This is a genomic window from Chryseobacterium jejuense, from assembly GCF_017877355.1.
In the GTDB taxonomy this organism is placed as follows: domain Bacteria; phylum Bacteroidota; class Bacteroidia; order Flavobacteriales; family Weeksellaceae; genus Chryseobacterium; species Chryseobacterium jejuense_A.
In genome coordinates, this window is sequence record NZ_JAGIPR010000001.1 from 803084 (window position 1) to 818255 (window position 15172).

The 15172-nt window shown below is 37.1% G+C and carries 12 protein-coding genes; 4 read left to right on the forward strand and 8 right to left on the reverse strand.

What is annotated here, in order from left to right; genetic code table 11:
- Positions 1-4: 4 nt before the first annotated feature.
- Both J2772_RS03655 and J2772_RS03660 read right to left on the reverse strand, forming a co-directional pair.
- Positions 5-910, reverse strand: coding sequence for a dihydrodipicolinate synthase family protein (locus J2772_RS03655; RefSeq protein ID WP_209913368.1), 906 nt, complete (start codon positions 908-910; stop codon positions 5-7).
- Positions 911-998: 88 nt separating this feature from the next.
- Complete coding sequence (locus J2772_RS03660) at positions 999-1883, reverse strand: AraC family transcriptional regulator (protein WP_209913370.1); 885 nt, start codon at positions 1881-1883, stop codon at positions 999-1001.
- A 186-nt stretch (positions 1884-2069) separates the two neighbouring features.
- Between J2772_RS03660 and J2772_RS03665 the strand changes: the two genes are divergently transcribed.
- The 3 genes from J2772_RS03665 (at position 2070) to J2772_RS03675 (ending at position 6503) form a co-directional block, all read left to right on the forward strand.
- Positions 2070-3464 carry an aminopeptidase P family protein gene (locus J2772_RS03665; RefSeq protein WP_209913371.1) on the forward strand — a complete coding sequence of 465 codons (1395 nt, stop codon included), beginning with the start codon at positions 2070-2072 and terminating at the stop codon, positions 3462-3464.
- Positions 3465-3474: 10 nt separating this feature from the next.
- Positions 3475-5646, forward strand: coding sequence for a S9 family peptidase (locus J2772_RS03670; RefSeq protein ID WP_209913373.1), 2172 nt, complete (start codon positions 3475-3477; stop codon positions 5644-5646).
- 251 nt (positions 5647-5897) lie between these two features.
- Positions 5898-6503, forward strand: coding sequence for a DNA-3-methyladenine glycosylase (locus J2772_RS03675; protein ID WP_209913375.1), 606 nt, complete (start codon positions 5898-5900; stop codon positions 6501-6503).
- Between the two features lie 6 nt (positions 6504-6509).
- Here the strand turns inward: J2772_RS03675 and mug are convergent, their stop codons facing one another.
- A complete protein-coding gene (gene mug, locus J2772_RS03680; RefSeq protein WP_209913377.1) occupies positions 6510-7010 on the reverse strand; it encodes a G/U mismatch-specific DNA glycosylase in 501 nt (166 codons plus the stop codon).
- A 270-nt stretch (positions 7011-7280) separates the two neighbouring features.
- Here mug and J2772_RS03685 point away from each other — a divergent pair, with 270 nt between their 5' ends.
- Positions 7281-7598, forward strand: a complete 318-nt coding sequence (locus J2772_RS03685) for a DMT family transporter (protein WP_209913379.1) — start codon at positions 7281-7283, stop codon at positions 7596-7598.
- Between the two features lie 305 nt (positions 7599-7903).
- Here the strand turns inward: J2772_RS03685 and J2772_RS03690 are convergent, their stop codons facing one another.
- From J2772_RS03690 to J2772_RS03710, 5 genes are all read right to left on the reverse strand, one after another.
- The gene (locus tag J2772_RS03690; RefSeq protein ID WP_209913382.1) at positions 7904-8335 is read right to left on the reverse strand and encodes a hypothetical protein; all 432 of its coding nucleotides are present in this window, start codon (positions 8333-8335) and stop codon (positions 7904-7906) included.
- A gap of 235 nt (positions 8336-8570) precedes the next feature.
- Positions 8571-10007, reverse strand: coding sequence for a SusD/RagB family nutrient-binding outer membrane lipoprotein (locus J2772_RS03695; protein WP_209913384.1), 1437 nt, complete (start codon positions 10005-10007; stop codon positions 8571-8573).
- Positions 10008-10018: 11 nt separating this feature from the next.
- On the reverse strand, positions 10019-13042 hold the full coding sequence (locus J2772_RS03700) for a SusC/RagA family TonB-linked outer membrane protein (protein WP_209913386.1): 3024 nt from the start codon (positions 13040-13042) through the stop codon (positions 10019-10021).
- Between the two features lie 317 nt (positions 13043-13359).
- Positions 13360-14061, reverse strand: coding sequence for a LytR/AlgR family response regulator transcription factor (locus J2772_RS03705; RefSeq protein ID WP_209913388.1), 702 nt, complete (start codon positions 14059-14061; stop codon positions 13360-13362).
- The gene (locus J2772_RS03710) at positions 14042-15115 is read right to left on the reverse strand and encodes a sensor histidine kinase (RefSeq protein WP_209913390.1); all 1074 of its coding nucleotides are present in this window, start codon (positions 15113-15115) and stop codon (positions 14042-14044) included. The genes J2772_RS03705 and J2772_RS03710 overlap by 20 nt, the downstream gene beginning before the upstream one ends.
- Positions 15116-15172 lie beyond the last annotated feature (57 nt).

A 15172-nucleotide genomic window follows, 5' to 3' on the forward strand; every position in this document is an offset into this window, starting at 1 on the left:
TTGGTTAATCTAATGTTGGGCGATTGGCTCTGCCTTCTTTAATAATCTTATTGACTCTTTCAGCTTCTTCACCCTGAAGTTCAAGACGTGGTGCTCTTACATACGGATTGCTGATTCCTTCTGCTGTAGCTGCCAGTTTAATATATTGGATAAGCTTAGGATGAATATCAAGTTCCAATAATGGCATAAACCATCGGTAAATGGCTACCGCCTTATCATATTGACCTGTTTTAGCATAGTTGTACATGGCCATGGTCTCATTCGGAAAGGCATCTACAAGTCCTGCTACCAGTCCATCGGCACCCAGTAGTAAGGTTTCAAGGCAAATCGTATCTACTCCACCAAGAATTTTGATTCTTTTCCCAAAACGGTTAACCATTCTGGTTACATTCGCCAGGTCTCTTGTAGATTCTTTAACAGCCTGAATGGTTGGATATTCTATAAGCTCATCAAACATCTCCAACGTTACATAAATTCCATAATCTACCGGGTTATTATAGATAAGAATAGGAAGATCTGTAGCAGAGGCAACCGCTTTAAAATATTCTACCACTTCGCGGCTATCGGCTTTGTAACGCATTGGGGGAAGCAACATTAATCCGTCAGCTCCCAATTCTTTTGCTTTTTGAGCAAAACTGACTGCATTTTTGGTTGTATTTTCAGAAAGGTTAAGGATAACGGGAATTCTGCCCTCTGTAATCTTTTTGGCATATTGAAGAAGTTCAAATTTTTCTTCAGTTTCCAACGCACTGGCTTCTCCTAATGTTCCGGCAAGGATAATTCCATGAACTCCGGCTTTAATCTGGGCTTCTGTATTGACTGCAAACATTTCAAAATCAATCTTTCCCTCTTTTGTAAAAGGAGTTAATACAGCAGGATAAATACCTTCCCAGTTTAGTTTTGTACTCATATCAAATAATATTTATTCAAAACTAAGTGAATTTTAAAACGGTAAATGTTAATATTTTAATGTATTCTAACCGTATTTTAACATGTAGTTATTCGTGGTCAAAAGTAGCTTCTTTATAATGCTTCAGGTATTCTTTGGGAGAGTATTTCATAATGGATTTAAAGACCCGGTTGAAATTGGTTAAACTATTGAATCCGCTGTTAAAAGCAACAGATGAGATGCTGTATATACTGCTGGAGGTTAATAATCTGCAGGCTCTTTGTACCCGTAACTCATTAAGATATTGAATATAGGTAATCCTTGTCCGTTTTTTAAAGGATCTGCAAAAAGCCTGAGGCGTCATACAAGCTTCTTTGGCAATGGCATCAAGAGTAAGTTTATGCTGGGTGAAATTTTTCTTAATATAGTTTTGAGCATCTATTATCCGTTGATCATTATCAGAAATATGATTAGGAAGGTTCTTTTCTGAAGATAGTGGAATATGCAGATGTCTGTTCTGCATCAGGTGGCTTAAAATCTTTATAAAATCTATGATCTGTTCTACCCCTTGTGTCTTTTGCAAGGCTGCCATGCTTTCTCCTACGCTTATTTTTAATTTTGAAGCAACCTGGAATCCTACTTTTGAGTGTTCGATGAAGTTTTTAAGTTCTTCAAATTCCGGTAACTCAAAAAAAGCGGCTATTTTTTTATCAGGATCGAAGAAAATAGAAATGGCATGAACTTTCTGTTTTTCATTTTCATCAAAATCACCCTTGAAGACATGTGACTGGTTGGCTCCCAGATAGAAAATATCTCCGGGTTTAAAGGTGAAAAGGTTTTGTTCTATGGCGAGAGTACCATGTCCCTTAAGGATCCACATGATCTGTGTTTCGGTATGTCGATGGAAGTAAGGATAGAAATTAGGCATAATATCTTCCTGAATACGGATGCTTTTGTTGGTGTCGGCAGGGACTGAAAACTGAAGACTCTTCATACAATCAATACTTTATAAGATCAATGAATGGGTAGGTTAAAATATTGCCGAATTTAAGCAAAATATGAACATTACATATGATATTAAAATACAAACTTTACATCTTCATAATTTTAATGAATAAAGGACTTCAAATAGTACAAAATCGTAACTTTAAACTTTTAAAATAAAAAGTATTCATAATATATGTTTTCAGCACAGACTTATCAAGACAGAAGAGCCGTATTGCAGGGCAATGTGGCAAGTGGAATTCTATTGTTTTTAGGAAATATAGAGAATCCTGTAAATTTTGAGCACAATCCTTATTATTTCCGTCAGGACAGTACTTTCCTGTATTATTTCGGAATTCAGGAGCCTAAGATTGCCGCTATTATTGATATTGATGAAAATAAGACGATTGTTTTCGGAGATGAACTGAGTATTGATGATATTGTATGGATGGGCAGGCAGGAAACGCTGAAAGAGAAGAGCCTGAAATCCGGAGTACAGGAAACATTACCGTATGCAGAGCTTTCTCAATATCTTCTGAAAGCACAAACATCTGGCAGAAAGGTACATTATCTTCCACCCTATCAGCCTTCTAATAAAATTGCACTAACAGATCTTTTAGGGATTAAAATAGCAGAGTTACAGCCTTCTGTGGAAATGATTAAAGCTGTTGTAAAGCAGCGTTCTGTAAAAGAAGCTCAGGAAATAGTACAGATTGAAAAAGCAGTAAACGTATCTAATGAAATGCATTTGTTGGCGATGAGAATGGCCAAACCGGGTGTTAAGGAATATGAGATTGCTAATGCTATTCAATATCTTGCTGCTAACAAAGAATGTCAGATGTCTTATCCACCGATAGTTACTATAAACGGAGGGATCCTTCACAATCATTACCGTCTTAATACCCTGAAAGACGGAGATCTTTTCCTTAATGACTCTGGGGCTGAAACGGCAATGGGATATGCGGGCGACTTAACCAGAACATTTCCTGTAAGCAAAACCTTCAGTACAAAACAAAAGGAAATATATGAAATTGTTCTGAATTCATTTAATAACGCCCATCATCTTTTGAAACCGGGAGTTAAGTTTAAAGATATTTACCTGAAAGCTTCTGAATATCTGGTAGAAGGACTTGTTGACTTGGGATTAATGAAAGGAAGTCCTGAAGACGCAGTGAAAAACAATGCTCATACTCTATTTTTCCAATGTGGATTAGGGCATATGATGGGATTGGATGTACATGATATGGAGGATCTTGGAGAACAATATATCGGTTATACAGAAGAAGAACCAAAAGACACCCAAACATTCGGTCTTAAATCTTTACGTTTAGGAAAAGCTTTAGAATCCGGATATGTAGTGACGGTGGAACCCGGTATTTATATGATTCCGGAGCTGATTGATATCTGGCAGGCTGAAAATAAAAATGCGGAATTTATTAACTATGATAAAGTGAATGAATACCGAAATTTCGGTGGTGTTCGTGTAGAAGATGATTTCCTGATTACAGATGATGGCCACAGACTTCTTGGAAACGGATTGATTACTACCGTTGATGAAATTGAAAGCTACAGAGCAGAATACTTAGCTTAAGAGATATCGTATGAAGAATTTTAAAAAAATTACGGCTATTGCCCTATATTTCCTGTGTCTGTCGCCATTCGCCGCACAAAAAACACAATGGACTCCTGATGGCAATGCGTATTATTCATTTACCCAAAATGGTGTTGGGATTATTGATGTGCTGAATCCCGGAAAAGATCAGGCTTTTTTAAGCAATAATGAGCTGATTCCTTCGGGAAGCTCTACGGCTTTAGAAGTACAGAGTTTTCAGGTGTCACCGGATGGTAAAAGTCTGTTGCTTTTCACCAATACCCAGAAAGTATGGCGCGATAATACCCGTGGAGATTACTGGATCTTTGATAAAAATACCAAGAAGCTTACCCAGCTTGGGAAAGACCTGCCAACAGCATCATTAATGTTTGCCAAGTTCTCTCCTGATGGCAAAAAAGTGGCTTATGTATCTAAGCATAATATTTATATTGAAGACCTTTCCAATAGTCAGCTTACTAAAATTACCAATGATGGTACAGACAGAATGATTAACGGTACTTTCGATTGGGCTTATGAAGAAGAGTTTGGTACTCAGGATGGTTTCAGATGGTCTCCTGACGGAAGTAAAATTGCTTACTGGAAGCTGGATGCAAGGGGTACCAAAAACTTTCTGATGATTAATAATACAGATAGTTTATACTCATTTACCGTTCCTGTAGAATATCCGAAAGTGGGTGAAAATCCTTCAGGATGCAGCATCTGGTTCTATGATCTTGCTTCAAAATCTTCTAAGAAAGCAGATATAGCCGGGGATGAGGTACAACATTATATTCCCAGAATGGAATGGGTACTGGATTCTAAATCTATTATTCTGCAGCAATTAAACAGGAAACAGAATCAGAGCAAAATTATAGTGGCTGATGCTCAATCAGGAAGCAGTAAAACCATTTATACCGAGACAGATCCGGCATGGATTGATATCAAATCCAGATGGAATGAGAACGATCCAAGCGGTTGGGATTGGATTAACAATGGTAAAGAGTTTCTGTGGCTTTCTGAAAAAGACGGCTGGAGACATATTTATAAAATAGATATGAATGGTAAAGAAACTTTGCTTACAAAAGATGCTTTTGATGTGATAAAACCTGAGTTTTTTGATGTTCCGAACAAACAGATTTACTTTTTGGCGTCCCCTGGTAATGCTACTCAGAAGTATCTGTACAAAGTAAGTATGCAGGGCGGAAAAGCACAAAGACTCACTCCTGAAACTTACACCGGATCCAATCAATATATGATATCTCCCAACGGGAAAATTGCAATGTTTAACAATAGCAGTGTCAATGCACATTCAGCAGGAGCAGTGGTATCGCTGCCTGAACATAAAGAGCTTGTAGCTGCCCAAAGTGTTTCAAAAGCAGATCCTGCAAGAGCTAAAACAGAATTTTTCCAGGTTACTACACAGGATGGTGCTACGTTAGACGGATGGGTTGTAAAGCCTAAAGATTTTGATCCTAACAAGAAATATCCGATCGTTTTCATGGTTTATGGTGAACCAGGTTCACAGACGGTAACAGATAATTTTAATGCAGGAGAAAATGGCTTGTATATTGGAGATATGGCTCAGGATGGCTATCTGTATGTTTCCCTTGAAAACCGCGGAACGCCTGCTCCTAAAGGCCGTGAATGGAGAAAATCCATTTACCGTAAAATAGGTCAGCTTAATATTCGGGATCAGGCCATGGGTGCTAAAGCTTTATTTGCAAAATGGTCTTATGTGGATACTTCCAGAGTGGCTGTATGGGGCTGGAGCGGTGGTGGCTCTTCCACATTAAACCTTTTAGGACAATATCCTGATATTTATCAAACCGGAATTGCGATTGCTCCGGTAGCCAATCAACTGTTCTATGATAATATTTACCAGGAACGTTATATGGGACTTCCACAGGAAAACAGAGAAGATTTTGTCAACGGTTCCCCATTGGCTTATGCTAAAAACCTGAAAGGAAATCTTTTATTGGTTCACGGAACAGGTGATGATAACGTACATTATCAGAATACAGAAGTGTATATTAATGAGCTTGTAAAATACAACAAACAGTTTCAGTTGATGTCTTATCCTAACAGAACTCACTCTATCAGTGAAGGTGAAGGAACACCGCTGCACCTGGCTACCATGTTTACGAAATATTTGAAAGAACATTGTCCTCCGGGAGGAAGATAAGTAATTAATGAAAGTCTCACAGGAATGTGGGGCTTTTTTTAAGTAAGGAAGCTGGGGGCTGGGAGCTGGAAGTACTTGAAATCAGATTGGAATGCTATTCCTTCTTATTGATTTTTGAGAAGCATTTTGCTAAAGTTAAAACGCCTTTCAGTAGTTAATTACCTAATAGTACCTTCCAGCTCCCGTCTTCCAGCCTTTCATTTAACAAATTATCACTAATTTTGAGTGAAGAATTGACAAAAACCAACTCGTTGAAACTACCACTCTCCTATTATTCCAATCAAGACGTTCTTTTTCTGGCTCAGGATCTTCTGGGAAAAGTGCTTTTCACAGATATTGATGGCGAAATAACAGCCGGTATTATTGTAGAAACAGAAGCTTATTTTGGGGTGAAAGACAAAGCGTCTCATGCTTATGGTGGCAGACGTACAGATCGCACAGAAACCTTGTACAATCATGGTGGAGTTTCCTATGTTTATTTATGCTATGGAATTCATCACCTTTTCAATGTAGTGACTTCTGTGGAGGATGATCCTCATGCCGTTCTGATAAGGGCTGTTGAACCATTGATAGGAACAGAAATTATGGAACTCAGAAGAAATATGCCTGTTTCCAAAGCTGCGATTTCCTCCGGCCCCGGATCTGCTGCTAAAGCATTGGGAATTGATCGTTCATTCAATAAAAAAGATCTGAATGGAAATGAAATCTGGATTGAAGATCATGGGATTCAGTATACTTCTGATGCTATTGTAACAGGGCCTCGTATAGGAGTGGCTTATGCACAGGAAGATGCATTGTTGCCTTGGCGTTTTTTTGTGAAGGGAAACAAATATGTAAGCAAGCCTAACAAAATATAGACCTTACTACTGATGAATGGTCTGATAAAGCTCTTTATAATACCCCACAAGATCATCAAGAGAAAATCCACGATTCAATCCACTGGTATTGGGCAAAACCCATACTTTAACCCCACAGAATTCCTCTGGCTGTTGTCCCCATGGGATTTCTTTCTTTTTAAAAAAAGCTTTATAAGCAGCTTTGCCCAGAAAAGCTAGATATTGGGGATGGAACTCTGCTATTTTGGTGGTGAAAGTTTCAAGAGCATCATCAAATTCATCCTTTGAAAGTTCGTCAGCACGGGAAGTCGCCCTTGCAACAGCTGTTGTTAAGCCACATCCGAAATTCAAAATAACAGTATCATTTACCGCCTCAATTTCGTAAGGAGTAAATCCGGATTGATGAAGGACTTTCCAAAAACGGTTGCTTCTTCCTGAAAAATGGTGACCGTCATTTGATGATTTCAAACCGGGATTAATTCCACAAAAAATAACATCGAGATTAGGTTTAATGATATCTGTTAACATGTTGTAAGCGAATTGATTGTTTTAATTTATATAATGATTTATGTTATTGACATTTTATAGCTTAAAGGTATTAATATTCTCGATCTTTCGACTTAGGTTTGATTTTAAAATATTTAACGATTCACTCTCTGTATAATACGCTTTACCTGTGTTTTTTGCAGGATCACTTAGTTTATTCCTTTAAATATGAATAGGTTATGGTAATTTTGCATGGTAATAAGAAGTAGAGAATAAAGACTATTTTTATTTCTAAACATTAAAATAAATCGTATGAACTGGATTGCATTAATTATCGCAGGAATTTTTGAAATCGGATGGCCATTGGGTCTTAAATTATCTCAGCAGCCTGAAAATAATAAATGGAACTGGATCATATTTTCAATTGCATGTATGACGGTGAGTGGCGCATTTCTCTGGTATGCTCAGAAAAGTATTCCTATTGGAACAGCATATGCTGTGTGGACAGGAATTGGTGCGGTAGGAACTTTATTGGTAGGTGTGCTGTTTTTTCAGGATTCAGCAAGTATTTTAAGATTATTATCGGCATTACTGATTGTAGTCGGAATCATTGGTCTGAAACTTTTTTAAATAAAAAATGGCTTAAGATTATCACTAATCATTAAGCCAAGCTATTATTCAACATGAGAATAATAAACCAACTACATTATATTTATTTCACAACCTTAAGGATAAGAATTTCTGGTTTAGATTGGTTTGAAGCTGGGAGCTGAAAGAAGGAAGTTATGAAGGGCATAAACAATAGCTGTTTTCTCTTTTTTAAGGTAATTTAATTGTATACTGACTGTCGTCTTTATAATTAAAAGTAACTTTCAGCCTCTTTCTTCCAACTTCCAACCTTAAATCTTAGTTCTCTTTACCCGAATTCAGGTTTATTATTGTTTTGTTCCTTCGTAATAAAATTCCACATCAGTGGCAGCTGTTTTTTTCGTACTGATCTGTAAAGCTTTTGTCGAGATAAGATAGTTAACGCTTCCTTCAGGATCATTTCCTCCCACTCCTACGCCTACAGGGTTTACAGCACTTAAGACTTTAGGTGTTGCTACAGAATACACTTCGCCGGATTTGGGCTGAACCTTAATATGAGAGGCATCTACTTTTGAAACCACAACAATAGCGTCATAATAATCTTGAGTAGCAATTCTAATAGTTCCTTTAAATGTTCCCACTACCGGATCAATACTCTGGTTCGATGTTGGTGTAGGATCATCATTATCATCATTGCTTTTACAGCTTAAAAATAGGCTTCCCACCAATACCATTACTATAAAACTGCTCATCAGTCTTTGAATTCCGTGTACGTTCATAATTTTAATCATTTATTATTTACACTTCAAAGATGACTAAATGAGTAGTAAACCGGAAAAAACATCTATAAAAAGAGAATTATTGTCTATGAATGGTTTTAAACATCTAAGAAAAAGCCTGCATTGTAGGAACACAGGCTTAAATAGCTTACAAAATAATAGATATGAAAAAATAGAAAAATTTATACTGTGTTCTACACTAACTTCCAGCTTCCCTCTTCCTTCTCCCAGCTTTCTACTGAACATCCCAAAAAACTCTGGTGGTAAGCTTATCACCTCCAATGGCTGTTGCAGCTTTAGCATAATTAGTACCATTGGTAGTAGCCTCTAACGTTGGATATTGAAGTCTTACAGGAACTTTTCCACCTGCATTGGCAATAGCAGTAGGTGGAGCCTGTAAAACCGGATAATCTAATCTGCGGTAAAAGTTCCAGGATACTACGGGATGGTTGTACATGGCAACCCAGGCCTGTTCTCCGATAGATTTTTTCCAATTGGCAGCATCATAAGGATGGTTTGAAAGATAAGTCTGAGAATCCTGAGCAGAAAATCCCCATTCCTGGAAAGACGCCTGTACGGCATTCTGATAAAGAGCATCAGGATTCCCACCAATTCCGAATCTGGCTGCCGCTTCTGCTATATAAAAAGCCACTTCAGTATGGGTCATTATTTTTCCGGGAGTAATAGGAATGTAAGCAAAGATTCCGGGAGCTGAAAAATCTGTGAAAACACCTGATAACCCGATAATCTGGCCGATATATTGACCATTTACATCATGAAAGTATTGAGCTCTTCTGGGATCGGAGGTTGCATTTAAAAAATCTATAAAAGGTTTTCCACCAAAAAAATCATTCCGCCCACTATTGGCAAGGTTTTCAAACAGTGGATTAAAGTTGGGGGTTTCTGCCTGATATCTGAAATTAGCATTATCTGTTTCATTGGTAATGACTCCTCCGGTAATGGCTGTATTAATAGTAGATTGAGCCAATGAAGGATTAACGTCTGAAAGAGTAATTCCTAATTTTAGAAGCAGCGAATTTCCAAACTTTTTCCATTTTCCTATATCACCTTGATAAAAGATATCTCCTGAGCCGAAACTTCCTTCTCCTTCTTCCAGATTATTGATATCTGTTTTTAAACGGGTAATTAATTTTTCATAAATCTGTGTATCATCGTCGTAGATGGGAAGAGGAAACTTTTCATTATTAAGAGCCTGACTGTAAGGAACGTCACCGAAAGTATCAACCATGGTTTGAAATGTATATACCGAGAGAATATCAATAATAGCTAACTGATTCTGTTTTTTTGCAGGCCAGGCATTCAGCTCTGAGGCTGTCGGCTGAAATTGTTCTATCAGTTCTTTAGCCTTATTCAGATTGTTAAGGACATTCACATAATTGTCTGCCCAGACATTATTAGAGACATTTCTTGCCGTAAAATTATAATTGCTCTCACTTACGTAAGTTACTTCCTGCCAGTACTGCATGGTAAGACGGAAATTGTTCTCATTGACGCTTGGAGTGGTCATATAGTCACTGAGTTCTTTTTCTGCATACGTGAGAAGAGGTTCAGGAGCCATATTGTAGGCTACATGGGGATCATCATTCACATTATCTGAGGTGCAGCCTGTTAGTATCAGTGCTAAAAGAGAACTTATGATAATATTTTTCATTGTAATAGTTTTTAAAAATTAACTTTCAGATTGAAGGCGAAGTTTTTGGTAGCAGGCATTACTCCGGATTGATATCCCTGGATGCTTCCCGATGAAAGACCGGATTCCGGATCTGCATACGGAAGATTTTTATGAATAATCCATAGGTTACTTCCTATCAGACCAAGGGTAAGATTCTGAATTCCGGCCTTTTTTAAAAATTGATTGTTGAAGGTGTAAGAAACAGATACCTGACGCAGTTTGATAAAACTAGCATCATAAACAAACGCGGCCACAGGTGGATCGGTTTCCAGAGTCTGGCTAGACATTGAACGGTCTAGACGAATCGTATTAGGAATATAATGCCCCGGATTATTAGGATCCTGCATTACACCCGGTAAAATAACACCACCTCCGTTTTCCAGTGTATTTCTGATAGGATTCCCAAGGTCATTAAATCCTACAGAATCCGGATAAAGCCCTGTCCCATACCCATAATACTGATCGAGAGAAAATACTTTACCTCCTTTTTTCCAATCGATCTGAAAGCTTAGATTAAAATTTTTATAGGTAAAAGAATTATTTAGACCTGCCACAAAATCAGACTGAAAGCTTCCCAGATTATGATTGCTGTCATCCGTATGCAGATAAGCTCCATTACTTCCTATAATTTTATTTCCATTGGGATCGTATACAAAATCCGATCCCCAGATGCTTCCATATTCTTCGTTGAGTGGAGCGTTAATGGTGATCCCGCCCTGTAATGTACCCAGAGTAATATTTTCTATACCTTCCCGTAGTGCAGTGATTTTGGTTTTGGGATTAGACCAGTTGATAGCCATGTCCCAGGTAAAATGTTCAGATTTCAATGGAGTTATATTTAAAGTAAGTTCAACCCCTTTTGTGGTGAGTTCACCTGTATTCTGAATTTTAGACAGAGAGCCTGTTGCCAGAGAAATGGGAAGTGGCAATATCTGATTAAATGCAATATTCCGGAACCATGAAAGGTCTAATCCTACCCTGTTTTTAAAAAACTGCATATTGGTTCCTATTTCAAAATTTTTAAGTTTCTGTGGAAGCAGGTCGGCATTCCTTAAAGATGTATTGTAAGAGTATACAGGATTATTTTCTAAAGAGGCCTGAGGAATATATCTGTTCCTTAATTGATCTGCATTGGTATCCGACCCTACTTCTGCATAAGCTGCTCTTATCTTTCCGAAGCTTAACCATTCTTGTTTCAACAGATTAGAGAATACAACACTGGCAGAAACCGAAGGATAATAATACACCTGTTTTTCTTTAGGTAATGAGGTAGACTGATCCCTTCTGAAAGTTCCTTCCAGATAATACGTGTTTTTATATCCTAAAGAAGCCTGAACAAAAGCCCCGTAAATATATTTTGTGTTGTCTATTGTAATAGGTTTGGCAGGAGTTGTAATCGAATTGGAGATGGTATAAAGATCCGGAATATATAAACCTCCTGTTGTTGTCTGTGCATTGGAATAATTTGACTGGACATTCACATTTCCGCCCAATAAGGCCTGTAGATTTAAATCCTCTGTAATATTCTTTTTATAAGTAGCAATCAGATCATAATTGGTTTCTGTAAAGCGGAGATTGGTTACTGCATACCCCGACGGCTGTTCTATCAGATTAAAACTGAAAAAGGCTGGCATAGAACCTACAGCTTTTCTTTCTTCAGTAATCATTGTATATCCGTCAATACCTACCCTTCCCAGAATGTTAATACTTTTTGAAAGATCATAGCTCAAGCTGAAGTTTCCGGCAAAACGATCTCTTTTGTCATTCTGATAATTTTGATACCGGGAGAAATAGGGATTATCCCAATAGGAAGGAGAAAGATTATCAGGTCCTTGTATATTCCATGTGTAGTTTTTATTGTGAGTGTCATAAAGATATTTCTGGTACTGAAGGTCTATATTGGTTGCCCACCACTGGCGGAATCCGCTCATAATATTATCAGTATATCCTGTGGAATTTCGTCCTTTGGTTCTTTGTGTAATATAATTGGCAAAAATGGTAGCTGTAAGCTTATCTGTGATCTTATAAGATGCATTTCCTCCAAAATTGTTTTTCATTAAAGAAGAATTAGGCATAATGTCCGTAGCATTGGTATTAGAATAGCTCAGTCTGAAGGTTGCTTTATCATTTCCGCCACTCAAAGCGATATTATTGGTTTGGTTAATAGCCTTTTCAAAGAAGGTAATCGGTCCGTTTTTAGCTGCTATCCATGGTGTTTTTTTTCCAAAATTTTGGGAACCAGGAATGAATGCATCATACTGCCATACCATGAGATTAGGATCATAGGGCGCTCCATAAGAAGCATCATGCCAAAAAATCGCCATGGGTGAATTCTGATACAATGGAAACACATTTCCCCAATATCCCTGTCCGTATTGAGTCTGGTATTCAGGAAAGGTAGATTTGTCAACTGTAGAAACAGAAATACTTCCACTATATTCCAGACCGATTCCCTGTGCATTTTTGTTACCTTTTTTTGTGGTGATGATAATCGCGCCATTTTGAGCTCTTGATCCGTATAAAGCTGTTGCAGCAGCTCCTTTTAATACATTTACAGTTTCAATATCATTAGGATTGATATCTGAAACAGGACTTCCGTAATCATACCCTCCAAATCCATTCTGCTGAACTGTGGAATTGATATTCCTGTTGATAATAGGAACCCCATCCACTACAAAAAGAGCCTGATTATCCCCTAAAATAGATTTATATCCCCTTGAAACGGCATCTATGGAGCCCCCAAAATTGGTAGACTGCCTGATCTCAAGTCCTGCCACTTTTCCTGATAAATTATTCAAAAAATTGGTAGTGGGATTTTTGTTGATATCTTCACCTTTTACTTCCTGTGTAGAATATCCCAGAGATTTTTTTTCCCTTTTAATGCCTAGTGCGGTGACAACAATCCCTTCAATATTCTGGGTTTTAAGAGTGTCTTGCCTGTTCTGGCTGAAATAGGTTTCGCTTCCGATAAAAAAAGCGACGCCTGCACTTAAAAGCTTCAACTTGTATTTCATAATTATTGATTTTGTTTATTGTTTAATCAAAATTCAATAATTGGTGAAGAATATAATGAAATCTATATATCAATAGCAGAATGCAGTCTACTAAAATATAAGTAATGAGTAATGAGTAATGAGTTGTGGAAATTATTTTGCTTATTGCCTAAATAGAAAGACAGGAAGCCTTTAAAGCATTTCTGCTTTTTTGAAAATTTATAACCTTTACAGCTATTACCATTGAAGGACTAAACATTTCCCTCCGGAGAGGTGGCAAAAATTCAGATAATTTTTGACGGGGTGGTTTTAAAAAGCACAATACTTCATCACGGACACTACAAATCAATAAACGGTTTGTAAGTTCTGCCAATAGGAAGTTTCTTTCCTTTTACCTGTACAACGGCTGCTGATTTCACCTCTATTTTGGGTTTGGAAATAATATAAGATTTATGAATACGGATAAACATGTTGGGGTTCAAACTCTCCTCTATTTTACTAATAGGCATTTTGAAGGTGAATGTTTCCGTTTTGGTATGAATATGAATGTATTCCCTTAAGCTTTCGATATAAAATATGTCCTGAAGGATAATTTTAACCTGTTTTTTTCCACTGTTAATAAAGATATAATCACGCTCAGCTATTTCTAATAAGGCATCTTCCGCTTCCATTAAATATTTAAACTTCCCAACGGCCGTAACAAAACGCTCATAAGGAATAGGTTTCAGCAAATAATCTGCGATATCCAGTTCATATCCTTCTATGGCATATTGATGATAGGCTGTTGTAACAATCACAAGCGGAGGATTCTTTAGTTTTTTCAAAAAATCAAAGCCTTTCACCACAGGAAGATGAAGGTCTAAAAACATAAGATCTACCTCATGAATACTCAAAAGATTGCTTGCGTAGACTGCATCAGAACATTTCCCTATAAGATTCAGTTCCGGGTCCCGGGAAATAAATGTTTCCAGAATTTCTGCGGCAATCGGTTCGTCTTCTACAATAATGCAATTGTATTTTTTAGAGGCTGGATGTATCATTGAAATCAATTTTGAGTTGCACAATATATCGGTCAGTTTTATCCTCAACACTCAGTTTATGGTTAGGATAAAGCAGTTCAAGCTGGCGGCGGATGTTTTTCAGTCCTATTTTGGTAGAATGCTGATGAGGGTTTTCTTCTTTTGAATTTTCAATACAATAGGTAAGAATTCCACCTTTCAGTTCAATATCAATGGAGATGAAAGCTTCTCCAAAACTTTCGGAAACACCATGTTTAAAAGCATTTTCAACAAACTGAATCAGAATAAGCGGTGAGATTTCCTGAGCGGGATTATCAATATTTTCCTGGAAATGTACGCTAAGATGATGATGTCTTATTTTTTGGATCTGTATAAAATCCTTAATATTTTCAATGTCTTTTTCTATGGAAATGTTTTTTTCAGCGGCTTCATAGATATTATAACGCATGATTTTGGAAAGCTGAAGAATCACGTCGGGAGTTTCATCTGCCTTTTTAAGAGCCATTCCGTAGATATTATTCAATGTATTAAACAGAAAATGAGGATTAATCTGGGCTTTTAACATTGTAAGTTCCTGATCCAGCTTTTCCGATTTCAATTGAGAAATCTGGTCTTTCAACATATTTTTCTGTCTTGTAATTTCTATCCCGAAAACCAATCCTACCATAAAAATAAGATCCATAAAGGAATTAAATGCTACCAATCCATTGATAAGTCCGGAAGGTTGTTTTCCATCCAAAGTCTCTGTAACTCCATAGATGTAAGGATAAATAATGTAATGGGTGAAAAACCGATGCCCTAAAACTGCTACTATAACAACAAGAATGCAGAGAATATATTTAAGAATCTTGTTAATATAAACCTTTTCATATACATACAACAAGGAATAAGCAAGAGGAATTTTAACCAGAAAATAGCCTAGCTCCAGAATAAGTGTGTTCTGAAACCGTAATTGCCATTTGAAATTTGGAAACTGATATCTGGACCAGTAAAAGTCAAGATAAGCCTCCAGAATATAGTACAATATCCAAAAAAGCAAATGAATGTATAGCTTAGATTTGTGATCTGATTTCAAACTTGCTGTCATTTAAAAATGTAAAATAATAAGATTCAGTCAAATATAGAAATATAA

Coding starts and splice junctions, on each gene's coding strand:
- J2772_RS03670 (WP_209913373.1), top strand. CDS start 3,475: ATGAAGAATTTTAAAAAAATTACGGCTATTGCCCTATATTTCCTGTGT.
- J2772_RS03665 (WP_209913371.1), top strand. CDS start 2,070: ATGTTTTCAGCACAGACTTATCAAGACAGAAGAGCCGTATTGCAGGGC.
- J2772_RS03695 (WP_209913384.1), bottom strand. CDS start 10,007: ATGAAAAATATTATCATAAGTTCTCTTTTAGCACTGATACTAACAGGC.
- J2772_RS03705 (WP_209913388.1), bottom strand. CDS start 14,061: ATGATACATCCAGCCTCTAAAAAATACAATTGCATTATTGTAGAAGAC.
- J2772_RS03685 (WP_209913379.1), top strand. CDS start 7,281: ATGAACTGGATTGCATTAATTATCGCAGGAATTTTTGAAATCGGATGG.
- mug (WP_209913377.1), bottom strand. CDS start 7,010: ATGTTAACAGATATCATTAAACCTAATCTCGATGTTATTTTTTGTGGA.
- J2772_RS03700 (WP_209913386.1), bottom strand. CDS start 13,042: ATGAAATACAAGTTGAAGCTTTTAAGTGCAGGCGTCGCTTTTTTTATC.
- J2772_RS03655 (WP_209913368.1), bottom strand. CDS start 910: ATGAGTACAAAACTAAACTGGGAAGGTATTTATCCTGCTGTATTAACT.
- J2772_RS03690 (WP_209913382.1), bottom strand. CDS start 8,335: ATGAACGTACACGGAATTCAAAGACTGATGAGCAGTTTTATAGTAATG.
- J2772_RS03660 (WP_209913370.1), bottom strand. CDS start 1,883: ATGAAGAGTCTTCAGTTTTCAGTCCCTGCCGACACCAACAAAAGCATC.